Annotated in this window: 15 protein-coding genes; 11 read left to right on the forward strand and 4 right to left on the reverse strand. The window is 64.5% G+C overall.

Annotated features, from left to right (window positions below):
• Nucleotides 1-111 precede the first annotated feature (111 nt).
• The 7 genes from A9K65_RS10345 to A9K65_RS10375 all read left to right on the forward strand — a co-directional run bounded on the left by A9K65_RS10345 (nt 112) and on the right by A9K65_RS10375 (nt 11,421).
• Nucleotides 112-3,471, forward strand: a complete 3,360-nt coding sequence (locus A9K65_RS10345) for a transglutaminase family protein (protein ID WP_064995652.1) — start codon at nt 112-114, stop codon at nt 3,469-3,471.
• Nucleotides 3,472-3,477: 6 nt separating this feature from the next.
• Entirely contained in the window at nt 3,478-5,889 is a 2,412-nt protein-coding gene (locus A9K65_RS10350; RefSeq protein ID WP_063173000.1) for a circularly permuted type 2 ATP-grasp protein, read from the forward strand.
• 3 nt (nt 5,890-5,892) lie between these two features.
• Nucleotides 5,893-6,777 (forward strand): transglutaminase family protein, encoded by an 885-nt coding sequence (locus tag A9K65_RS10355; protein WP_013529827.1) that lies wholly within the window; start codon nt 5,893-5,895, stop codon nt 6,775-6,777.
• Nucleotides 6,778-6,861: 84 nt separating this feature from the next.
• Nucleotides 6,862-7,968 carry a DNA topoisomerase IB gene (locus tag A9K65_RS10360; RefSeq protein WP_063168907.1) on the forward strand — a complete coding sequence of 369 codons (1,107 nt, stop codon included), beginning with the start codon at nt 6,862-6,864 and terminating at the stop codon, nt 7,966-7,968.
• 107 nt (nt 7,969-8,075) lie between these two features.
• Nucleotides 8,076-8,450 (forward strand): YciI family protein, encoded by a 375-nt coding sequence (locus A9K65_RS10365; RefSeq protein ID WP_013529829.1) that lies wholly within the window; start codon nt 8,076-8,078, stop codon nt 8,448-8,450.
• Entirely contained in the window at nt 8,447-9,721 is a 1,275-nt protein-coding gene (locus A9K65_RS10370) for an RNA polymerase sigma factor (RefSeq protein ID WP_013529830.1), read from the forward strand. The genes A9K65_RS10365 and A9K65_RS10370 overlap by 4 nt, the downstream gene beginning before the upstream one ends.
• Before the next feature lie 185 nt (nt 9,722-9,906).
• The gene (locus A9K65_RS10375; RefSeq protein WP_064995653.1) at nt 9,907-11,421 is read left to right on the forward strand and encodes an aldehyde dehydrogenase family protein; all 1,515 of its coding nucleotides are present in this window, start codon (nt 9,907-9,909) and stop codon (nt 11,419-11,421) included.
• A gap of 62 nt (nt 11,422-11,483) precedes the next feature.
• Here the strand turns inward: A9K65_RS10375 and A9K65_RS10380 are convergent, their stop codons facing one another.
• The 4 genes from A9K65_RS10380 to A9K65_RS10395 all read right to left on the reverse strand — a co-directional run bounded on the left by A9K65_RS10380 (nt 11,484) and on the right by A9K65_RS10395 (nt 15,546).
• The gene (locus tag A9K65_RS10380) at nt 11,484-12,344 is read right to left on the reverse strand and encodes a hypothetical protein (RefSeq protein ID WP_164919874.1); all 861 of its coding nucleotides are present in this window, start codon (nt 12,342-12,344) and stop codon (nt 11,484-11,486) included.
• A 386-nt stretch (nt 12,345-12,730) separates the two neighbouring features.
• On the reverse strand, nt 12,731-13,063 hold the full coding sequence (locus A9K65_RS10385; RefSeq protein ID WP_024502663.1) for a hypothetical protein: 333 nt from the start codon (nt 13,061-13,063) through the stop codon (nt 12,731-12,733).
• Between the two features lie 62 nt (nt 13,064-13,125).
• The gene (locus tag A9K65_RS10390; protein WP_013529834.1) at nt 13,126-13,974 is read right to left on the reverse strand and encodes an endonuclease/exonuclease/phosphatase family protein; all 849 of its coding nucleotides are present in this window, start codon (nt 13,972-13,974) and stop codon (nt 13,126-13,128) included.
• A gap of 108 nt (nt 13,975-14,082) precedes the next feature.
• Nucleotides 14,083-15,546, reverse strand: coding sequence for a phosphatidylserine/phosphatidylglycerophosphate/cardiolipin synthase family protein (locus A9K65_RS10395; protein ID WP_064995670.1), 1,464 nt, complete (start codon nt 15,544-15,546; stop codon nt 14,083-14,085).
• Between the two features lie 308 nt (nt 15,547-15,854).
• Here A9K65_RS10395 and A9K65_RS10400 point away from each other — a divergent pair, with 308 nt between their 5' ends.
• The 4 genes from A9K65_RS10400 to A9K65_RS10415 all read left to right on the forward strand — a co-directional run bounded on the left by A9K65_RS10400 (nt 15,855) and on the right by A9K65_RS10415 (nt 22,966).
• Nucleotides 15,855-16,055, forward strand: a complete 201-nt coding sequence (locus A9K65_RS10400) for a hypothetical protein (RefSeq protein ID WP_013529836.1) — start codon at nt 15,855-15,857, stop codon at nt 16,053-16,055.
• 611 nt (nt 16,056-16,666) lie between these two features.
• Nucleotides 16,667-17,029, forward strand: a complete 363-nt coding sequence (locus tag A9K65_RS35625) for a hypothetical protein (RefSeq protein WP_064995655.1) — start codon at nt 16,667-16,669, stop codon at nt 17,027-17,029.
• A 12-nt stretch (nt 17,030-17,041) separates the two neighbouring features.
• Nucleotides 17,042-17,557 (forward strand): AraC family transcriptional regulator, encoded by a 516-nt coding sequence (locus A9K65_RS10410; RefSeq protein ID WP_064995671.1) that lies wholly within the window; start codon nt 17,042-17,044, stop codon nt 17,555-17,557.
• A 195-nt stretch (nt 17,558-17,752) separates the two neighbouring features.
• Complete coding sequence (locus tag A9K65_RS10415; protein ID WP_064995656.1) at nt 17,753-22,966, forward strand: YadA-like family protein; 5,214 nt, start codon at nt 17,753-17,755, stop codon at nt 22,964-22,966.
• Nucleotides 22,967-22,972: the final 6 nt, after the last annotated feature.

Consider the following 22,972-nt stretch of genomic DNA (forward strand, 5'->3'; position numbering starts at 1 on the left):
CCGGCAACCGTTGCTTAAATTAGGTGCACCGCAACATCTCTGCTTGGAGAATGGTCGCCAGATGTGTCAGGGTTCAGCGAAATCGTTTGAAACGCTGAATTCCGGGGCCCCATGGCAATTCTGGCAGCCGTCTACCACCTGACCCATTACAAATACGACCGGCCGGTGGTTCTCGGGCCCCAGATCATCCGGCTGCAGCCGGCGCCGCATTCCCGTACCAAGGTGCTGAGCCATTCGCTCAAGGTCGAGCCGGCGAACCACTTCGTCAATCTGCAGCAGGATCCTTACGGCAATTTCCTCGCCCGCTTCGTCTTTCCGGAGCCGGTGACGGAGTTGAAGATCGAGGTTGACCTCGTCGCCGACATGACGGTCTACAATCCGTTCGATTTCTTCGTCGAGCCGTCGGCCGAGGCGTTTCCGTTCGAGTATCCGGGAGAAATACGCGACGATCTCGCCATCTATCGCACTCCGGAGCCGGCGGGACCGCTGCTGTCGGCGCTGCTGAAGACCATCGATCGCAGCGCTGCCAACACCGTCAATTTCCTGGTCGATCTCAACGCGCGGCTGCAGCGCGAGATCGCCTATATCGTGCGCATGGAAACCGGTGTGTTCTCGCCGGAAGAGACCTTGGCCGCGAAAAAGGGATCGTGCCGGGATTCGAGCTGGCTGCTGGTGCAGATCCTGCGCAATCTCGGCATCGCGGCGCGCTTCGTTTCCGGCTATCTGGTCCAGTTGAAGCCCGATCTGGTGGCGCTGGACGGTCCAGCCGGAACCGCCGTCGACTTCACCGATCTGCATGCGTGGTGCGAGGTCTATCTTCCCGGCGCCGGCTGGATCGGCTTCGATCCGACCTCGGGCCTGCTCACCGGCGAGAGCCATGTGCCGCTGGCCGCCACGCCGCATTTCCGCAACGCGGCCCCGATTTCCGGCATGGCGAGCTTCGCCAATGTCGAATTCGGCTTCGAGATGCGGGTCGACCGCATCGCCGAACATCCGCGCATCACCAAGCCATTTTCGGACGAAAGCTGGCAGGCGCTCGACGCTCTGGGCAACAAGGTCGATAAAGCACTTGCCGCCGGCGACGTGCGGCTCACCATGGGCGGCGAGCCGACTTTCGTGTCGATCGACGATTTCGAGTCGGCCGAATGGAACACCGCCGCCGTCGGTCCCACCAAGCGCGAAAAGGCCGACGAACTGATCCGTAAACTGCGCGAGCGCTTTGCGCCGGGCGGCTTTCTCCATTACGGCCAGGGCAAATGGTATCCGGGCGAAAGCCTGCCGCGCTGGACTTTTTCGCTCTACTGGCGTGCCGACGGCCAGCCGGTGTGGAGCGATCCGTCGCTGATCGCACGCGAAAAGAGCGAGGCCGATATCGGCCCGAAGCAGGCCGAAAGCCTGCTCACCGCGATTGCCGGCGAGCTCGGCATCGACAAAGCCATGGTCAGCGAAGCCTATGAGGATCCGGCCGAATGGCTGCTCAAGGAAGGCAAGCTGCCCGACAATGTCGATCCGTCCAACTCCAGGCTGGAGGATCCGGAAGAACGCAGCCGCATGGCGAAAGTGTTCGAGCGCGGGCTGACCAAACCGTCCGGCTATGTGCTCCCCGTCCAGCGCTGGAACAGCCAGGCATCGGATCCGCGCTGGCGTTCGGAAAAATGGAAGACGCGGCGTGGCCGGCTGTTCCTGGTGCCAGGCGATTCACCGGTCGGCTACCGGCTGCCGCTCGGCACGTTGCCCTATGTGCCGCCGGAGCAATTCCCTTATATCGTGCCGGTCGATCCGTCACTGCCACGCGGCCCGCTGCCCGCGCGTGAAGCCATACTGGCCGGACCGGCTCCAGCCGAACTGGAAGGCGCCGACGAGATGGCGCGCCGCCAGCAGGCGGCATCGTTCACCGCTGCGACCGGCCAGCAGGAGCGGGTCGAGCAGGAGATCACCGAGATCGGCGGCGCGGTGCGCACCGCACTTTCGGTCGAACCGCGCGATGGCCGGCTTTGCGTGTTCATGCCGCCGGTCGAGGCGCTGGAAGACTATCTCGAACTGGTCGCGGCGGCCGAGAACGCGGCGAAGGCGATAGGCCTTCCCGTGCACATCGAAGGCTATGGCCCGCCGCACGATCCGCGCCTCAACGTCATCCGCGTCGCGCCTGACCCAGGCGTCATCGAGGTCAACATCCATCCTGCTTCCAACTGGCAGGATTGCGTGGCGACGACGACGGCGATCTACGAGGAGGCGCGGCAGACACGGCTTGGCGCAGACAAGTTCATGATCGATGGCCGCCACACCGGCACCGGCGGCGGCAACCATGTCGTGGTCGGCGGTGCGACACCCAATGACAGCCCGTTCCTGCGAAGGCCGGACCTGCTGAAGAGCCTGGTGCTGCAATGGCAGCGCCATCCGTCGCTGTCCTACCTGTTCTCCGGCCTGTTCATCGGGCCGACCAGCCAGGCGCCACGCTTCGACGAAGCGCGTCACGACTCGCTCTACGAGCTTGAGATCGCTATGGCGCAGGTGCCGCATCCAGACCAGGGCAACGCACCCTTGCCATGGCTGGTCGACCGGCTGTTCCGCAATTTGTTGACCGACGTCACCGGGAATACGCATCGTTCGGAAATCTGCATCGACAAGCTGTTCTCGCCCGACGGACCGACCGGCCGGCTGGGGCTGGTCGAATTCCGCGGCTTCGAGATGCCGCCCAATGCGCGCATGAGCCTCGCGCAGCAACTTTTGGTCCGCGCTATCATTGCCCGTGCCTGGAAGAGCCCGCTCGACGGCCGTTTCGTGCGTTGGGGCACATCGCTGCATGACCGCTTCATGCTGCCGCATCATGTCTGGGCCGATTTTCTCGACGTGCTCGACGACCTCAAGCTCAACGGTTTTGAGTTCCGTCCCGAATGGTTCGATGCCCAGCTCGAATTCCGCTTTCCGTTCTGCGGCGAGGTTCAGCATGCCGGCATCAAGCTGGAACTGCGCCAGGCGCTGGAGCCGTGGCATGTCATGGGCGAGCAAGGCGCGATCGGCGGCACCGTGCGCTTCGTCGATTCCTCGGTCGAACGGCTGCAGGTCAAGACCGAAGGGCTGAACCCGGAGCGCCACGCAGTCGTCTGCAACGGCCGCATCGTGCCGATGAAGGTCACTGACAATCGCGAAGTGGCGGTGGCAGGCGTGCGCTTCAAGGCCTGGCAGCCGGCATCGGGCCTGCACCCGGCGCTGCTGGTCAACACGCCGCTGGTCTTCGACATCTATGATCGCTGGTCGGGCCGAGCGGTCGGCGGCTGCGTCTACCATGTCGCCCATCCCGGCGGGCGCAATTACGATACCTTTCCGGTCAATGGCAACGAGGCGGAAGCTCGGCGGCTCGCCCGCTTCGAACCGCGTGGTCATACGCCATCCGCCTATGTGATCCGTGAAGAACAACCGGCGGAAGATTTCCCGATGACCCTTGACCTTCGGCGGCCGGCAAGACTCTGATCAGCGATGGCAAAGGGGAATCACAAGAGGGGACGCGGCAAGCCGCAGACCCACAGCCTGCTGGAGCACTACCAGCCCATCGACGGCGTCGTCGACGAGATGGTCGATGCATCGGGCAATCCTCGCCCGGCCTGGAAGCATTTTGTCGAGGCGCTCGAGGAACTCGGTGCTGAAAAGCTCGGCCAGCGCTTTGCCCGCGCCGACCAGTATCTGCGCGATGCCGGCGTTTATTACCGCGTCTATGATAAGGCCGGCGCCAATGAACGCGAATGGCCGCTGGCGCATGTCCCGGTTCTCATCGAAGAGAGCGAGTGGGCGGCGATCAGCGCCGGCCTCGTGCAGCGCGCCGAACTGTTCGAGGAAACCATCGCCGATATATACGGGCCGAACCGGCTGGTCGAAAAAGGCATCCTGCCGGCGGGATTGATCGCCGCCAGCCCCGAATATTTACGGCCTGTCGTCGGCACCAAGCCGGCCGGCGGCCACTTCCTGCATTTCTGCGCCTTCGAGCTCGGCCGTGGACCTGACGGCCAGTGGTGGGTGCTTGGTGATCGCACGCAGGCGCCGTCCGGCGCCGGTTTCGCACTGGAAAACCGCGTCGCCACCACACGCGCGCTGTCCGACATCTATGGCGAGATGCATGTGCACCGCCTTGCCGGCTTTTTCCGCCGTTTTCGCGACGCGCTGATCGGCATGGCCAAGGAGACCGACGGCCGCGTCGCCATCCTCACGCCGGGGCCGCTCAACGAAACCTATTACGAACACGCCTACATCGCCCGCTACCTTGGCATCATGCTGCTCGAAGGCGAGGATTTGACCGTTTCAGGCGGCCGGCTCATGGTACGCACGGTTTCCGGCCTGATGCCGATCAGCGTGTTGTGGCGGCGGCTCGATGCCGCCTTCGCCGATCCGCTCGAACTGCGCCCGGATTCGCAGATCGGCACGCCGGGCCTGGTCGAGGCGATCCGCCAGGGCGCGGTTGCTACCGTCAATGCGCTTGGCTCCGGCCTGATGGAGACGCGTGCGCTGCTCGCCTTCCTGCCCAAGATTTCACGGGCCTTGCGGGGCGAGGAATTGCTGCTGCCAAGCGTCGCGACATGGTGGTGCGGGCAAGCAACCGAACGCGCGCATGTGCTGGCCAACATCGATCGCATGGTGATCGGGCCGGCGCTGTCGACGAGACTTGCCTTCGAGGATGACGATTCAACGAAGCTCGGCTCGGCGCTGTCGGCCGGAGAGCGGGCGGAGCTGGTGGCGCGCATCGAACGCGATGGCGGCGATTTTGTCGGCCAGGAAGCGGTGACGCTTTCGACGACGCCCGTCTATGTCGGCGGGTGGCTGGAGCCGCGGCCAGCGAGCCTGCGCGTCTACCTGGCGCGAACGCCGGAGGGCTGGACGGTGATGCCGGGCGGTTTTGCCCGCATCGGCCTGTCGCTCGACCCGACGGCGATCGCCATGCAGCGTGGCGGCCAGGCGGCGGATGTCTGGGTTGTCAGCGACAAACCGGTGGAGCGCGAGACGCTGCTGCCGCAGGAAGGCGACAGTTTCAGCCGCACCAGGCCCGGCAGCCTGCCCAGTCGCGCGGCGGAGAACCTGACCTGGCTCGGCCGCTATATCGAGCGCTCGGAAGACACGGTGCGCATCCTGCGCGCCTACCATGTGCGGCTCGCCGAAACGTCCGACCCGGACATGCCGCTGCTCGCCGACATCAGGGATTATCTCGAACCTTTCGGCATCGACGTCGAGACGGCGATCCCGTCAGGGCTGATCGGCACGCTGGATAGCGCGGTCTACAGCGCCGGGCAGATTCGCGACCGCTTCTCGCCCGACGGCTGGCTGGCGCTGAAGGACCTGTCGAAAACCATCCATCAGTTCGCAACGACGGTCGCGCCCGGCGACGACGCGACCCGGGCGATGACAGTCATCCTGCGTAAGCTCGCCGGCTTTTCCGGCCTGCTGCACGAGAACATGTACCGCTTCGCCGGCTGGCGCTTCCTCGAGATCGGCCGCCGGCTGGAGCGCGGCATCCAGATCTCCCGCACGCTGTCGCGGCTGACCAGCGCCAAGGCGCCGGACGGCGCGCTCGACATGATGCTGGAGATCGGCGACAGCGTGATGACCCATCGCCGCCAATATCCGGTGCAGGCCGGCCGGCGCACGGTGATCGACCTGCTGGCGCTCGATCCGCTTAACCCGCGCTCCATCCTGTTCCAGCTCGAAAGGCTGAAGGCCGAAATCGGCCTGTTGCCGTCGCTCGGCGGGGAGGGGCAAATGTCGCCGGCGGCGAAGGAAATCCTGCAGCTCAACACCCAGATCGCCATCAAGGAGCCTTCGGATATGACGGCAAAGGCGCTGGACGAGCTCGCCCACGAAATCGGCGGCCTCTACAACAGCCTCGCCAAAGCCTATTTCGGATAAATCATGCTCTACGATATCAGGCTTCATCTCCACTATGATTACGCTTCCGCTGCCGGCGGCGGTCGTCATCAGGTGCGCGTGCTGCCGTCGACGATATCAGGCGTGCAGCGCGTCATCGCCGCATCACTGTCCTTTGCGCCGGCGCCCAACGAGCGTTCCGACTTTTCCGATTTCTTCGGCAACAACGTCACCTCGATCGCCTTTCGCGATGCGCATGATGCGCTCGACATCAGGATGAGCGCCCGCGTGTCGGTGTCTCGGCCCGAGCCCGGGCTCGACGTGTCGCCCGATATCGCCCGGCTCAGGCAGGAGCTCGCCGCGGTGCGGTCTCTGGCACCTGATGCACCGCACCATTTCCTGACGGCCAGCACCCATGCCGGCATCGACGATGCGATCACTGCCTACGCACGCAGCAGCATCGCCGGTTCCGCCGCCAGCACGGCCATGAACCTGTGCCATCGCATTCATCGTGATTTCACCTATGACGGCGAGGCGACGACGGTGCGGACCCGGGCCAGCGATGCCTTCAGGCTGAAGCGCGGTGTCTGCCAGGACTTTTCGCATATCATGATCGCCGGCCTGCGCGGGCTCGGCATTCCCGCTGGCTATGTCAGCGGCTTCCTGCGCACCATCCCGCCGAAGGGCAAGCCCCGGCTGGAAGGCGCCGATGCCATGCATGCCTGGGTCAAGGTCTGGTGCGGGCGCGACGCAGGCTGGCAGGAATTCGATCCGACCAACGGCATGCGGGCCAGCAACGACCATATCACCGTCGGCTACGGCCGCGACTATTCGGACGTAGCGCCGATCGTCGGCGTGCTCAAGACCACGGGGGGACAGGTCGGCGAGCAGGCTGTCGATGTCATTCCGGTTGTGCTCGAGAAAGCCTGAAGGCAGGCTCGACACCGTTTTCGGACGGCGCGTGGAACCAGCGGTCGGCCAGTGGCTTATCTACGGAATTCGCGTGGAGCCGACATGTTGCAGAAATCCGGAATGTCGCCCGGCCGACCGGCTGGCGAGGACGCTGTATCGCCAGATGGCGTATTCAAAAACGGGGCACAAAGCTCGGCCGATCATGCGTCGCTTAGTTATGTCAGTGATGCCGAGCCTGGTATCCGGCGGCTGAAGACAGGCAAGGGGTTTTCCTACAAGGGACCGGACGGACGGACGGTTTCGGACGCCACCAAGGCCCGCATCGAGGCGATCGTCATTCCGCCGGCCTGGACGGATGTGTGGATTTCGCCCGACGCGGACGGCCATATCCAGGCAACCGGCAGGGACCAGCGGGGACGCAAGCAATATCGTTATCATCCGCAATGGGCCGAAGAGCGCGATGGCGCCAAATATTCGAGCCTTGTCGCATTCGCCGAGAGCCTGCCGGACCTGCGGCACAGGGTCGACAGCGATCTGCGCCGTCGTGGCTTGCCGTTCGAGCGGGTCGTCGCCGCGGTCGTCTGGCTGCTCGACAACACGATGATCCGCGTCGGCAATGCCGCCTACGCCCGCGACAACAAGAGTTTCGGGCTGACCACGTTGCGCGACCGGCATGTCGATATTGTCGGTTCAAGCCTGCGCTTTGCCTTCAAGGGCAAGTCGGGCAAGGAGTGGAAGCTGAAGCTGGCCGACCGCCGCATCGCCAGGATTGTGCGTGGCGCGCAGGACCTGCCAGGCCAGAAGCTGTTCCAGTATCTCGATGAAGACGGCGACAGGCGGCCGGTCCGCTCCGAGGACGTCAACCGCTATATCCGTGAGGCGGTCGGTGACGCCTTCAGTTCGAAGCATTTCCGCACCTGGGGCGGCACCATTCACGCCGCGTCACTGTTTGCGCAAACGGAACTGCCGCAAAGCCAGGCGCAGCGAAACAGGGCGATGAACAGCGTCATCGACAAGGTTGCCGAACGGCTGGGCAATACGCGTGCCGTCTGCCGCAAATGCTATATCCATCCGCGGGTCTTCGAAGCGTGGTCCGAGGGACGGTTGCTGGATGAAATGGCGCAGGCCAACAAGCGCAAACGGGCGATTGCCGGTCTCGATGACGAGGAAGCTCTCGTGCTGCGATGGCTGAAACTGGGAGAAAGCTGACCGACGCGGCCGACGGTGGCCAAATCCGTCACATCTGGATTTTTTTATCGACGTCATGTCGGGATCGGTCTTACTGTTTCGTCCTTTGACAGAGAAAAGGACCAGCCATGCTCTACGCAATCCTCTGCTATGCCTCCGAAGATGTCGTCTGCTCCTGGAGCAAGGCACAGGACGACGAGGTCATGGCCAATCTCCTCGACGTTCAGGACAAGTACGCCAAGGCTGGTCGGCTCGGCCCGGTGGCACGGCTTCTGCCGACCACGGCCGCGACGACGTTGAGGAAGGTCAAAGGCGAATCGGTCGTCATCGACGGGCCGTTCGCCGAGACCAAGGAACAGTTTCTCGGCTTCTACACGCTCGAATGCGCCGATCTCGACGAGGCGGTGGAGTTCGCCCGCGAACTTTCCGAGGTCAACCCGAGCGGCGGCTCCTATGAAATCCGGCCGGTTTCGGTCTTCAACCCAACAACGGTTTCCGCATGACCGAAATGGCCTGGATCAGCTCCGCGATCAGCGCCGCCCGCCCGCAGGCGATGGGCGCGCTGCTGCGTTATTTCCGCGATCTCGATACGGCGGAGGAAGCTTTCCAGGACGCGTGCCTCAGGGCGTTGAAGAACTGGCCGCAGAACGGGCCGCCGCGCGACCCGGCGGCCTGGCTGATCTTCGTCGGCCGCAACAGCGGCATCGATGCGGTGCGCAAGCGCGCCAAGCAGGCGCCGATGCCGGAGGAAGACCAGGTTTCCGATCTGGAAGACGCCGAGAGCGATATCGCCGAGCGGCTGGACGGGGCGCACTACCGCGACGACATATTGCGGCTGCTGTTCATCTGCTGCCATCCCGATCTGCCGGCAACACAGCAGATCGCGGTGGCGCTGCGCATCGTCTCCGGTCTCACCGTCAAGCAGATCGCGCGCGCCTTCCTGGTTGGCGAAAGCGCCATGGAGCAGCGCATCACTCGCGCCAAGGCGCGCATTGCGGACGCCGGCGTGCCGTTCGAGACGCCTGGTGCGGTCGAGCGCTCGGAACGGCTCGCCGCCGTCGCAGCCATGGTCTACCTGGTCTTCAACGAGGGCTATTCGACCAACAGCGGCGAGGCGCCGGCCCGCGCGCCGCTGTGCGAGGAGGCGATCCGGCTGGCACGGCTGTTGCTGCGGCTGTTCCAGACCGAGCCGGAGATCATGGGGCTGACGGCGCTGTTGCTTCTGCAGCATGCGCGCGCACCGGCCCGTTTCGACGAAAGCGGCGAGATCGTGCTGCTCGAAGACCAGGATCGCAGCCTGTGGAGCCGCAAGATGATCGATGAGGGGCTGGCACTGGTCGACAAGGCGCTGCGCCATCGCAAGCCCGGCCCTTACCAGGTGCAGGCGGCGATTGCCGCGCTGCATGCGCGGGCCGAAAAGGCCGAGGATACGGACTGGAACGAGATCGACCTGCTCTACCGCTTGCTGGAGCAGATGCAGCCGTCGCCGGTGGTCACGCTCAACCGGGCCGTCGCGGTCTCGAAGGTGCGTGGACCGGGGGAGGCGCTGGCCATGATCGAGCCGCTGGAAGAACGGCTTTCCGGCTATTTCCACTTTTTCGGGCTCAAGGGGGGCCTCTTGATGCAGCTCGACCGGGGCGACGAGGCGCGCGTCGCCTTCGACCGCGCCATAGCGCTTGCGAACACGGCGGCAGAAGCTGCCCATATCCGCATGCATATCGACCGGTTGATCAAGGACGGTGCGGTGCGCCCGCCGGCGAAAAAGGCAAACTGAGCGTCACCTCCCCATCTGGCTCAATCGTGTAGTTTGGGCTTGGACCATGCCGGGGTGGCGATTTTCCCCTGAAACGAGTAATGCCACGCCATGACTGCGCCTGAAGTGCCTTTCGGCACACGGGCGACACGGCGAAGGCTTAACCCAGCGCCATATGATGGCGACGGGATCTGAAAGGAACCAGAATGACGATAGGCAAGGAAACGACCGAACTGCTGGCGAAACTGGGCGTGGCCAAGGAAGCGCTCGTCGGCGGCGACCTGATCGTGCGCAGCCCGGTGACGGGCGAGCAGATCGCGGCGCTGAAGACGATCTCGCCGGCTGACGCGGCCAAGGTGATCGATGCCGCGCACAAGGCCTTCCAGGCCTGGCGCATGGTGCCGGGCCCGCGGCGTGGCGAACTGGTGCGGCTGCTCGGCGAGGAACTGCGCGCGCACAAGGCCGAGCTTGGCCGGCTGGTGTCGATCGAGGTCGGCAAGATCCCGTCCGAGGGGCTCGGCGAAGTGCAGGAGATGATCGACATCTGCGATTTCGCCGTAGGCCTCTCCCGGCAATTGTACGGCCTGACCATCGCCACCGAGCGGCCGGGCCATCGGATGATGGAAACCTGGCATCCGCTCGGCGTCGTCGGTGTCATTTCCGCCTTCAACTTCCCGGTCGCGGTGTGGTCCTGGAATGCCGCCCTGGCGCTGGTCTGCGGCGACGCGGTGGTGTGGAAGCCGTCGGAAAAGACGCCGCTGACCGCACTTGCCTGCGAGGCCATCTTCAAGCGTGCGGTCAAGCGCTTCGGCGCGGACGCACCTGATGGCCTGGCGCCGGTGCTGATCGGCGACCGCGCCGTCGGCGAGATCCTGGTCGATCACCCCAAGGTGCCGTTGGTTTCGGCGACCGGCTCGACCCGCATGGGCCGCGACGTCGGCCCGCGGCTGGCCAAGCGCTTTGCCCGCGCAGTGCTCGAACTCGGTGGCAACAATGCCGGCATCGTCTGCCCGAGCGCCGATCTCGACATGGCGCTGCGCGCGATTGCCTTTGGAGCGATGGGCACGGCCGGCCAGCGCTGCACGACGCTGCGGCGCCTGTTCGTGCATGACAGCGTCTACGACGCCCTGGTTCCGCGCCTCAAGAAGGCCTACGAGAGTGTGTCTGTCGGCAATCCGCTGGAGACCTCCTCGCTGGTCGGGCCGCTGATCGACAAGGCGGCCTTTGACGCCATGCAGAAGGCGCTGAAGGAAGCCGCCGCCCATGGCGGCAAGGTGACCGGCGGCACGCGGGTCGAGAACGGGCACCCGGATGCCTATTACGTGCACCCGGCGCTGGTCGAGATGCCCAAGCAGGTGGCCCCTGTCACGGAAGAGACCTTCGCGCCGATCCTCTATGTGATGAAATATTCGGATTTCGACGCCGTGCTCGACGAGCACAATGCCGTGGGCGCAGGCCTGTCGTCGTCGATCTTCACCCGCGACCTGCAGGAATCCGAGCGTTTCCTGGGTGTCGACGGATCGGATTGCGGCATTGCCAATGTCAACATCGGTACCTCGGGCGCTGAGATCGGCGGTGCCTTTGGCGGCGAAAAGGAAACCGGCGGCGGCCGCGAGAGCGGCTCCGACGCATGGAAGGCCTATATGCGGCGCGCCACCAACACGGTGAACTATTCCAAGGCGCTACCGCTCGCCCAGGGCGTGTCGTTCGACATCGACTGAGAACTTCGGGATTTTGATCGCCCGCATTGAAAGGCACCCCCGTTACGGGGATGCCCCACCGATCAGCTTCCAGCCGGCGGAAAACAGGCATTGAAAGCGGTGTCGACGATGGCCAGTTTGGCCGCCTGGACTGTCATGTATTCCTGGTAGAATGTATTCGACACCCACATCACCGAATGGCCGCGCTGGCCGAGCCAGCCGATGCTGCCGAGATTCTCGGCAGCGCGCAGCTTGCGGGCCAGATGGGTCCGCGAGAGCTTGAGCCATTTGGCGAAATCTCCGATCGAAACCACGCTGGTCGGAATCTGGTCCAAGCCGGCGTGATCGGGGTCGATGCCCGACATCAGCCAGTCCATGACGATGCCGCCATTGTTGAGCCAGATGAACAGGGAAAAGGTCTGGTTGGGTTCGCGCACCGGCTTGGAGGCAAGCAGGCCGTCCGCCACCAGAGGCTGCAGCCCGGCAACCATCTCGGGGTGTTCGAGGAACCTGGTCAAGCGGTCAGCGCCGTCGAGGCGATCCAGCGTCCGCAGATGGGCAAGGACCCAGCCGGTAAAGGTCTGCACGGTTGCCGCCGTCGGCTGCAAAGGGTGCGTACGGCCGTCGCCACCCGACACATACTCGGCGATGTGGTAGTGCAGCATCTCCTTGATGAAAGCGTCCGCCGTGTTGCGGCTGGCGACCGCATGCTGGTGCACGAACTCGATGAACCGCGATACCGTCAGTTCCTTGCGGCGGTCGTGCGGATCGCGCCTGAAATGCATGGCGAGGCCGACATGACCCATCAGCCAACGCTGCTGCGTGGCGAAAATGGAAGCCAGGCGAGGGCTCTCCTCATAGATTCGGATCAGCGCCAGGGACTGTTCCTGAACGTAGCGATGCAACGCCGGATGGCCGGCAATATCTTCCAATTTCAGCGCCATCCTCCTGGTGTTCCGGTTCAACTCAAAAAGCCGAGTTGCGCTCCACATTTTTCAGCCTTCCACGGCTGTGTCCAGAGGCACCAAATGCGAAGAGCAAGCCCAACCCGAACACGGGTCGGGCAACGACCGGTGCATGGTGGGATCGGCTAACCGATTGCCATGCCCTGGGAAGCGGGCCGGTGATCTGCGGCTTGACGGGGATGGTGGAGAGTGAGTTACCGTGCCAAGCGCAATCGCGACAAGATCAGCCAGGTAATCCAGCTGCGCGAACCGCGCCGCGCGTCAGTCGTCTGCAGTAGCGTTTCCAACTGGTCGATGGCGGCATCTCTCGCCACCATACGCGACCAAACCGGCCGGCTTTCGCCGGCCGGTTGGTACGATCGGGATCAGCCGCAGACGCGGACCTCTTCGATCACCCTGTGGTGGTGGCGCCAGTGCTTGACCAGTTCGATATGGCAGCGATGATGCCGGTGGTGGCGGCGATATTCGCCGTACCGGTATTCGCCATCGTCATACTGAACGTTCCGGTCGCCATCATACTGATTGTCGGAATAGCGATCGCGGTGATGACGGCGAATAACGATCCCACTGTCGGAATCGTCGTCCGGCAAATATCGATCGTCGTCGGACTGGATGGTCACGCTTGCCGCTCGCGTCGGCGCAGTGATCGCCGCTGTCGCGGCCAATGCCAACAGGGAAGCCAGAATCAACTTCTTCATCTCGTCCTCCTACACGTTCAAGACATGGTAACTCGCGGAAGAACTGGGCGTTCCGACTAATTTTACACTCTTTGCGACGCGGGAGACATCAAGGCGTTATCGTCCACCCGCTCCAGGCGCACGAAAGCCGTCAGCGGCAGGTGGTCGGAGGCAACGCGTGAAAGCGGCGTGTCATGCGCGTCGATGGCGGCAATCATGCCATGCCGGTTGGCCATGATCCGGTCGAGCGCCAGCAGCGGCAGGTTCGACGGGAAGGTGGGGACCGCCGGCGGCTGCGGGCCGAACGTCGCATGCAGCGTGTTGAGAGCGGAGCGGTTGCCAAGCCGCCATTCGTTGAGGTCGCCGAGCAGCAGGGTCGGTCTTTCGTCCGGGCTGTTCATCAGGTCGAGCACGACGCGCGCCTGCTGGGAGCGGGAGCGGCGCAGCAGGCCAAGATGGGCGGCGATGATGCGCAGCGTCCGGCTTCCATCGAGGTCGATCTCCGCCACCACCGCGCCGCGCGGCTCCAGCCCCGGAAGCTTGATCTGGTGCACGTCGCGAACGACGCCCTTCTTGAACAGCAAGACGTTGCCATGCCAGCCATGGCCCTTGCCGGTGGCGGAAATCGGCACCGGAACCAGTCCGGTTTCCCGTTCGAGCCGGGGCAGGTCGAGAAGACCATCACGGTCGCCGAAGCGGTTGTCGGCTTCCTGCAGGGCAATGACATCCGGATCGATTTCGCGGATGACGCGGATGGTCCGGTCCGGATCGAACTTCCTGTCGACGCCGATGCATTTGTGGACATTGTAGGAGGCAACCAGCGTGCCGGTGGTGGCTGTCGTCTTGAGTGCGGCGGCGTTAGCTTTCTGCATCCGGCGGTCACGAAGGGACAGAAGCATGCTTGCCGGGAGGCTGCGTCCAATTCTGTGCATCTGTGCTGCTCGTTCTCGCTGGCTTCAATTCAGAAGCCGGATACAGTCAAAATAGGCAATTTCGGCGTATGTTCCATGACAGACGAGTTCCTCAAGCGCACCTCCGCCTTAGAGATAGGGTGAACCGAGCCACAATGCCCGGTCGAACAGCCTGATAAGGAACGGCCGGGCTCGCAAGGCTTCCAGCGTTACCGGCACGGCGGAGGCAATCGCCGACCCGATCCGCGCCTCGATCTCGCTGGCAAAGCCGGCATCGAGCACCTCCAAGTCGATCTCGAAATTGAGCCGCAGCGATCGGGCGTCAAGATTGGAAGATCCGACATAGGCCCACACGCCGTCGATCGAAAGCAGCTTCGAATGGTCGAATGGTCCCTCGGTTCGCCAGACACGGCAATAGTGTTTGAGCACCTGATCGAACTGCGCCATCATCGCGCGGTCGACGAGGAAAAGATTGTTCACCGCCGGCACCACGATGTCTATCTCGACCCCGCGCCTGCCGGCGGTGATCAGGGCGCTGATCAGTTCCCGATCCGGCAGGAAATAGGGCGACATCACGCGTATGGACTTGCGGGCGACCGAGAACGCACCGATCAGCAGCTTGTGGTTGGTCTCGTTGCTGGCATCCGGGCCGGAAGCGACTGCCCGCACCATCATCGGTGCGCCTGGCGATGGCGACAGCGGGGCAATGCGCCAGGCGTCGCCCTTCAGCGCCTCGTCGGTGGCGAAGCGCCAGTCTTCGGCGGCGACCGAAAAGAGGTCGGCGACGATCGGGCCGGTCACCCGGAAATGTGTGTCCCTGGCGCTGTTGGAGCCGGCGAATTCGGCGGAGAAGCCTTTTCGGATGTTCATGCCGCCGGTGAAGGCGGCGATGCCGTCCACCACCAGGATCTTCCGGTGGGTCCTCAGATTGGCGTAGGGCAGGCGCAGGCCCATGACGATGTTGCCGTTGAAGACATCGGCGGGGATGTTGGCCTCGCGCAAATGCCCCAGGATGCTCGGCACCGAGTAGCGGGCGCCGACGGCATCGATCAGCACGCGGACGGTGACGCCGCGCCGGACGGCGCCGGCCAGCGCCTCGACGAAGAGCAGGCCGACGGCGTCATTGTCGAAAATATAGGTCTCGAGCAGGACGCTGCGCTCGGCGCCGTCGATCGCCGCGCACATGGCGGCATAGGCCTCGTCGCCGGTCTCCAGCACATCGATTGCGTTTCCAGGGTTGAGCGCGCGCCGCGCCACCCTGTCGCCGAGTGTCCGCAAGCCCGTGAACCGTTGCCCGTATCGCTCGACGATCAGGGCCTCTTCGACAGCGACGTCGCGCTCATGCTTGGCGGACACCACGCCGTCGGCAAACGGGCGCTGGGCGGTGATCGTGGCACGACGGATGCGATTGATGCCGGCGACGGCGTAGATCAGCACGCCGAGGATCGGGGACAGCACCATCACGCCGACCCAGCCGGTGGCGGCGCGCACATCTTCCTTGGTCATGACGGCATGGACGATGCCGACCGTCGCCATCACCACGGAGATGATCGCCAGAATTTGCGGCCAGTGAGTCGCCAGGGTCGCCAACATGCCGAGACTATCCAGCGAGCGGTTGCAGAAGGCAATGCGGCCGGTCCTGCCGCGCATTCGCCGGATGGTGGCATGCGGCCCTGGCCGAAGGTTTCGACCAGCCGCAGAGATTGATGGGTAGAAGCTTCCCGACGGACCCTGTTCAGAAGGACAAACCTGACCTAGCGGAAGCATAGAGCCTGGCATCATCCTGTTCTGCTCAGAGCCTCCGAAGCCTCTTATGCTTTGGTGCGACCTCTATTGTATATCAGGATGAATGAACTTAATGATATGAACACTTTGATTGATGGCGAGGGGGGCGCCTAACGATGAAATTCAACTTCGATGAACCTCCCGGCGATGACGTAGTTGCCGACACGTCGGCAGAATGCCAACGCCAATTGCTGCCTCTCGTCCGCGAGATCGTCCAGGCGGCCGTCGCTGCCGGATGGAGCGAGGAGGACGTTCTTCTGGGGTTTGTCGAACTTGCATGGGATTTGTATGAGAATCGTCGCGACGATCTGCAATGACCGGTAGCCAATCTGGTAGCTCTGCATTGCTGGCTGTGTCGCGGCTTTTGCGTCGGCAGCTTTTCGCGATAGGAATTTTTTCTTGACACGGTGATCTCAGCTAAGGTATATATTCGTGCATGGTGCTGATTTGCGCCAGTGACCCGCCGAGCAGGCGGGTTTTTCGTTTGATGCTCCGTCAGCCAATGCGCCGAAGGGTCCAAAGGAACCTGTTGACCCGTAGTCGCGACCTAAAGGCCTGGGTTCCTCGCCCCGAGGGGCTTTTATCCCGAACAAAATTTTTTGTTTGCGTACGGATGTTATTCACTATCCGCAGCATGTGCGTTACGTTGGATCCGGGTCGGGCTAAGGGGGATTTCAGGCGACAGACAAGCGGCTGAGGCCAGGCAATGGAAAATACGGACGATGCTCGGGAAGGCGGCAATTCCCAGGGCGTCAATCGAGAACGGACAGCTCGATATGTCCTGGACATAATTCCTGAAAGCGCAGGCCCCTGGAGGCCCACCGCGGCGCGGAGTGTCATAGACTCCGCCCGCGATCCCGTCTCGCAGACATTCCCGGCCAAAGAGCATTCCACTGGAGCGCTGCGGCCCGCACGCCGATCGAGAGCCTTGCTCGGCAGCGACCGGATCACGCGGTACGATACGCCGATCGGATGTCGCGTCGTCAATCCGGCGGGTGTGGACAGCAAGCCGGCCTGGTCCCTGACCCGGGAGAACGCCGTCGTTTCCATCGCTCCCGAAGCGCTGGCGCAATTGGCCGCGCATGAATTCGATCTCGCCGAACTCGATCCGCCTGCTTTCGGCACGGTCGACCCGGCCGATCTGCTGCGCACCCACCCAGGCCGCAACAGGCGCCTTGCGGCGTTTTCCAAAACACATCTCGCTGCAAATCGGCCCCAAGCTCCGCAGGAATCGTCTGGAATGTCATGCAGTCCGCGCGTTGTTCGCCGTCCGGCCGGAACGCTCTCATGAATGGGGTTGGCGATGCCGGTCGGCTTCGATCAATCACGAATTGTTTTTCAGGGGAACGCGGAAGGAAGCCTAGGGTTGAACCTCATCCGGGACGAATCAGGAGGCCAAGAAATGCCGGGTGAGGATGGTGTCCCCGGACCGGTTTCCGGACCCAATTCGCGACAACCGACGCTCAACGCAAAAGGCGGGCTTTCCGTCCGCGCTGCGAGCCGCGTGCGGCAATTCCTGGACGAGAACTTTACGCGCAAGCTGGCGCTTGCCGAGATGGCCGCGGTTTGCGGTCTTTCACCCTATCATTTTGTGCGGGCTTTCTCGAGGACGTTCGGGATGCCGCCGCATCAGTACGTGCTCGGTCTGCGGCTGGATTTCGCTGAAAGGTTGCTTGCCGACAGCGGCATGACGATCGCCGACATCGCTCACTCCAGCGGATTTTCGAGCCAGAGCCATTTTACCACCGTGATGAAGAAATACCGGCAGATGACGCCGCTGCAGGCGCGGATGGGAAAGCTTAGCGCGAAGTTTAGATGAGACGGCGCTTAGGGAGTTGCTTGATTACTTGATTCTAAAGCATTGGCAGGGGTAACGAGCCGTTAACCTATGCCGGTTTGCTCGCCTCTTTTCTCACAAGACAGCAATATCGTGAAATACCGCACGCAGGAATCATGTCTTCCTGCGATGGAGCGGAATTGTCAGACATTTCGTGCCGGCCAGCGGAGAGGGACCATGACCGACAACCAGATTTCGAACGGCCAGATTTCGAGCGGTTCGTTTGTTCGGCGTCGCACAGCGCATTTCGCGGGGCAGTGGATCGCGGGGGCCGATCTGAGCTCTCGCTCGGTTCGCCGCCGTCTGATGGCGGTGCTGCGGATGGCGCATAGCGTGCTCGGCATAGGGCGCAGGCGCCTTGGCCTGGGAACGCTCGGCGTCGGCGGGATGTCGGCGGCGGCCGCGGTGCTGAGCGCCTTCGCGATCGGCATGGCTGCGACGCCGGCCCTGGCGCAATATCAGGCCGGTGGCGGTTCGGCGACCGGCGGCAACGCCGTCGCTATCGGTAACGGCGCCACGACGAATGGCAACAACGCCGTAGCGTTGGGCACCTCCAACAGTGCAACGGGCGACGCTTCGATCGCCATCGGCTATTCGATGAGTGTCAATGGCCTCAACGCCATCGGCATAGGTGTCTTTGCAAGCGCGACCGGCATTAACGCGCTCGCTGTGGGCGGAAACGCCCATGCTAACGCCGGCGGGGCAAGCGCCTTTGGCGTCAACAGCACCGCAAATGGGGCGAACGCGACTGCCATCGGCTCCACGGCTACTGCTGGCGCCGCCGCGACGGCCGTTGGCGTATCGAGCCAAGCGACCGGCGGCAATTCCGTCGCTGTCGGCAGCGTGAGCCAGGCTTCGGGGAACAGTTCGACCGCCCTCGGCACGGGAACCGTCGCCAACAGCTTTGGTACCGCGGTTGGATCGACCAGCCAAGCAACCGGCGGCAACGCGACCGCAATGGGAGCGGGTAGTAACGCAAGCGGCGGCAATTCGATAGCGCTGGGAGTGGTCAGCCAGGCAACCGGCGGCAATTCTCTCGCCGCTGGGAACGGCGCCAACGCCAGCGGAGTCTCGGGCGTCGCCGTCGGCAACGCTGCTAGGGCGACCGGCAACAGCTCAACGGCACTCGGGGTGCAAGCGCTGGCGATCGGCGACAGCACGGTTGCTGTCGGTCAGGGCGCCGGCGCCGGGTCAACCACCGGAAATGCCAGCTCGGTCGCGGTGGGCGTCGCGGCAGGCACGCTCGTCAGCGGCGGACAGAATACCGCTGTCGGCGGCGGCGTCCCAAGCGTCTTGAGAGGCGCCGGCTCCGGCGTCACGGGGCAGCGCAATGTCGCCCTCGGCACTGGTGACGGCGCCGTTGCCTATGACGCAACGCTCTCCGCCTCCGCGGGCAATCTGGTCACCGGCAACGACAACATCGCGATCGGAACCAATGCCGGTATTGGTGTCGCCGCCAGCAACACCGCGTCGATCGGCCACAACGCTCAAGCCAGCCAGACCAACGCCGCCGCCATTGGCACGGGATCCATCGCCAGCGGCGTGAATTCCATCTATCTGGGCGCACGCTCCGCTGCCGGAACGGGGGCTCTCGCTCAGAGCGCGATCGCTATCGGCGTGGACGTGACGGCAAACGTGGCTGATGCCACGGCGATCGGCCGTACAAGCGTGGCATCGGCCCAGTTCGCCGTCGCAATCGGGGTAAATTCCCGTGCGACGGGGATAAGCTCGTCAACACTCGGCCCCAACGCACTCGCCTCAGGCAATTTCGCATTGGCTTTCGGCAATGCCGCTCTGTCGAGTGGAATCGGCTCGGTCGCGATTGGGTCGGGTGCCCAGGGCACGGACGTTGGCGCCGTGGCGCTCGGCAATGGCTCCCGTGCGACCCTCGCGCGCGCAACGGCGCTGGGCGTTAGCGCATCGGCGAGTGGCGCGAGCGCGCTGGCGATGGGCGATACCGCGAACGCGAGTGCCCAGAACGCGATCGCCGCCGGAACGAACGCGGTCGCAAACTCCGCCGATGCCGTCGCCATCGGTACCAGGGCGAATGCGAGCGGCGGCAAGGCCGTCGCCATCGGCGCCGACAACGTCGCTTATGGCGACGGCGCCGTCTCTATCGGCGATCCCAGCTACGCCAGCGGCACCGGCGCCTTCACCGGCGGCGCCAACAACATCGCCAACAGCGACGGCACGGCAACCGCCACCGCGGCCAATATGGCCAACGGCGCTGTCGCCATCGGCAACAGCAACAAGGCGATCGGGCAAGGCTCGGTGGCGCTGGGCAACGGCTCGACGGCGGGCGCAGCCGGCCTCGCCGGGAACGTCGCACTGGGCGATGGCGCGACAGCGGCGGCAAGCTCCGGCGATGTCGCGCTTGGTTCGGGCTCGGTCACCACTACGGCGGTCGGCACGGCCAGCGGTGTGGTCAACGGAACGACCTACGCCTTCCAGGGCACCAATCCGACCTCGACGGTCAGCATCGGTGCACCCGGCGCCGAACGCACCATCACCAACGTCGCTGCTGGGCGGATCAGTTCAACATCGACCGACGCGATCAATGGCTCGCAGCTCGCCGCCACCAACCAGGCGGTGGACGCCATCGGCGCCGTCGTCAACAATCTCAACGTCGGCGGCGGCATCAAATATTTCCACGCCAACTCGACGGCGGCGGACTCCTCGGCCACTGGTACGGACTCGGTCGCCATCGGACCCGTCGCGACCGCGACGGGGACGAACGCCATCGCGGCCGGCGTCAATTCGAGCGCCTCCGACGCCAACGCCTCGGCCATCGGCAGTGGCGCCGTCGCGTCGGCGCTCGACGCAACGGCACTGGGGTACATCTCCAAGGCCTCGGGCCAATACAGCACCGCCATTGGCGCAAACGCCACCGCCACAGCCACGTCCAGCACGGCGATCGGCCAGAACTCGCTTGCGGCTGGCGTTCAGGCGACTGCTGTTGGTGTAGGCGCCAATGCCGTCGCCCAGAACGCGCTCGCGCTGGGCGCCGGCTCTGCTGCTGGCAATGCGGGCGACGTGGCGCTCGGCTCAGGCAGTGTCACTGACGTCGCCGTCGGCACGCCCAGCACCGTGATCAATGGCACCACCTACGCCTTCCAGGGCACCAACCCGACCTCGACGGTCAGCGTCGGCGCGGTCGGCGCCGAACGCACCATCACCAACGTCGCCGCCGGACGGATCAGTTCGACGTCGACCGATGCCATCAACGGTTCGCAGCTCGCCGCCACCAACCAGGCCGTCGACGCCATCGGCACCACGCTCAGCACCATCGGCGGTTCCGTCACCAATCTCGGCAACACGTTCAACAACATCGCCGGCGACACCTCGACCACCTATACCGATGCCAACGGCATAGGCATCCGCTACGCCCGCACCAACGAGGCCGGGCTGGCGCAGACCGATTCCTTCGCCCAAGGCGTCGGGTCCACAGCGGTCGGTTACAATGCGACCGCGACCGGCATCAGCGCGCTGTCGCTCGGCCGCGACAGCAAGGCCAGCATCGACGGCAGCGTGGCGCTGGGCTCGGGTTCGATCTCCGATCGCGCGATCGCTCCAGCCACCGGCCAGATCGCGGCCGGTCCGTCCAACTTCATCCAGTACAACACGAGCGACAAGACGCTGCTCGGCGCCGTTTCGGTCGGCGATGTCAACTCCTACCGGCAGATCACCAACGTGGCCGACGGCACGCAGGACCAAGACGCAGTGACGGTGCGCCAGCTCGCCGGCGCCATCGCTGCCGTATCGGTTACCTCGACGAAATACTTCCACGCCAATTCGGCGGCGGGCGACTCGCTCGCGGTCGGCGCGGAATCGGTCGCGGTCGGCCCGACGACTGTCGTCAACGGCGACAATGGCATCGGCATCGGCAACGGCGCCATCGTCGACCTGACAGCGCCCGGCGGAACGGCCATCGGCCAGAACGCCCATGTGTTGCTGGCCGACGGCCTGGCGCTCGGCACCAATTCGCTGGCGTCCGGGGTCCAGTCGGTGGCGCTCGGCGCCGGCGCCCAGAGCACCTTCATCAACAGCGTGGCGCTCGGTGCGCAATCCATCACCACGGTCGGCGCGCAGGCCGGCTACACGGCCTTCGCGCTCGCCGGTCCGCAGACCTCGGTCGGCGAGGTGTCGATCGGCGCCGCCGGGGCCGAACGCAAGCTGACCAATGTCGCGGCGGGCTCGGCCGACACCGACGGCGTCAACGTCTCGCAGTTGCGCGGCGTGACGAAAAACGTCACCGACCTGTTCGGCGGGGTTACCACGATCAATCCCGACGGCTCGATCACCGGCCCGACCTACACTATCCAGGGCAACAACTACTCGACCGTCTATGACGGCCTGACGGCCGTCGACAATGCCCTGACCACCATCAGCAATGGCGGCGGCATCAAATACTTCCACGCCAATTCGACGCTGGCCGACAGCATCGCCGGCGGCACCAACGCGGTGGCGATCGGGCCGGAAAGCGTGGCGAGCGGCGCCGAGAGCGTGGCTGCGGGCCATGGCTCGACGGCTACCGGGGCGGGCGCCGTCGCGCTCGGCCAGGGTGCGCAGGCCAACAACGCCAACGATGTGGCGCTCGGCTCCGGCTCGGTGACGCAGACAGCCGTCGGCACCTCCAGCACCGTCATCGGCGGCAAGACCTACACCTTCGCCGGAACGACTCCGACCGGAACCGTCAGCGTCGGCGATGCCGGCGCCGAGCGGACGATCACCAATGTCGCCGCCGGGCGCGTCGACGCCGGCAGCACGGATGCGATCAACGGCTCGCAGCTCTACGCCACCAACACGGCGATCGAGGATTTGAAAGCCGGCGTCGGAAACCTCACCCAGAACGCGGTGACCTATGACGCCCCGGGCGGCGTCAAGTCGAACACCATCACGCTGCAGGGTGGCGACGTCAACGCGCCGGTCGTCATCTCCAAAGTCGGCCCCGGCGTCAAAGGGACCGATGCGGTCAATGTCGACCAGATGAACCAGGGCCTGACCGCCGGCAAGAGCTATACGGACAACCGCGTGGCTTACGCTATCGATACGTCCAACGACTACACCGACAAGGTAGCCGCCACGACCCTGCAGCAGGCCAACGACTATACCGACCAGAAGCTCGGCCAGCTCAATTCGGACATCAACGGCATCCGCGACGAGGCCCGGCAGGCGGCCGCGATAGGCCTCGCCGCCGCCTCGCTGCGCTACGACGACCGGCCCGGAAAGCTGAGCGTCGCGGCGGGTGGCGGCCTCTGGCGCGACGCCGGCGCGTTCGCCTTCGGTGCGGGCTACACCAGCGAGGACGGCCGCATCCGCGGCAACCTGTCGGGCACGGCAGCGGGTGGGCATGTCGGCGTCGGCGCCGGCATCAGCTTCACCTTGAACTGAGGCAGG

Origin of the sequence: Mesorhizobium sp. WSM1497 (assembly GCF_001672455.2) — a bacterium.
Taxonomy (GTDB): domain Bacteria; phylum Pseudomonadota; class Alphaproteobacteria; order Rhizobiales; family Rhizobiaceae; genus Mesorhizobium; species Mesorhizobium ciceri.

Coding starts and splice junctions, on each gene's coding strand:
- A9K65_RS10415 (WP_064995656.1), top strand. CDS start 17,753: ATGACCGACAACCAGATTTCGAACGGCCAGATTTCGAGCGGTTCGTTT.
- A9K65_RS10360 (WP_063168907.1), top strand. CDS start 6,862: ATGTTGCAGAAATCCGGAATGTCGCCCGGCCGACCGGCTGGCGAGGAC.
- A9K65_RS10365 (WP_013529829.1), top strand. CDS start 8,076: ATGCTCTACGCAATCCTCTGCTATGCCTCCGAAGATGTCGTCTGCTCC.
- A9K65_RS10385 (WP_024502663.1), bottom strand. CDS start 13,063: ATGAAGAAGTTGATTCTGGCTTCCCTGTTGGCATTGGCCGCGACAGCG.
- A9K65_RS10370 (WP_013529830.1), top strand. CDS start 8,447: ATGACCGAAATGGCCTGGATCAGCTCCGCGATCAGCGCCGCCCGCCCG.
- A9K65_RS10410 (WP_064995671.1), top strand. CDS start 17,042: ATGCCGGTCGGCTTCGATCAATCACGAATTGTTTTTCAGGGGAACGCG.
- A9K65_RS10380 (WP_164919874.1), bottom strand. CDS start 12,344: ATGGCGCTGAAATTGGAAGATATTGCCGGCCATCCGGCGTTGCATCGC.
- A9K65_RS10350 (WP_063173000.1), top strand. CDS start 3,478: ATGGCAAAGGGGAATCACAAGAGGGGACGCGGCAAGCCGCAGACCCAC.
- A9K65_RS10400 (WP_013529836.1), top strand. CDS start 15,855: ATGAAATTCAACTTCGATGAACCTCCCGGCGATGACGTAGTTGCCGAC.
- A9K65_RS10390 (WP_013529834.1), bottom strand. CDS start 13,974: ATGCACAGAATTGGACGCAGCCTCCCGGCAAGCATGCTTCTGTCCCTT.
- A9K65_RS10345 (WP_064995652.1), top strand. CDS start 112: ATGGCAATTCTGGCAGCCGTCTACCACCTGACCCATTACAAATACGAC.
- A9K65_RS10355 (WP_013529827.1), top strand. CDS start 5,893: ATGCTCTACGATATCAGGCTTCATCTCCACTATGATTACGCTTCCGCT.
- A9K65_RS10375 (WP_064995653.1), top strand. CDS start 9,907: ATGACGATAGGCAAGGAAACGACCGAACTGCTGGCGAAACTGGGCGTG.
- A9K65_RS10395 (WP_064995670.1), bottom strand. CDS start 15,546: ATGTTGGCGACCCTGGCGACTCACTGGCCGCAAATTCTGGCGATCATC.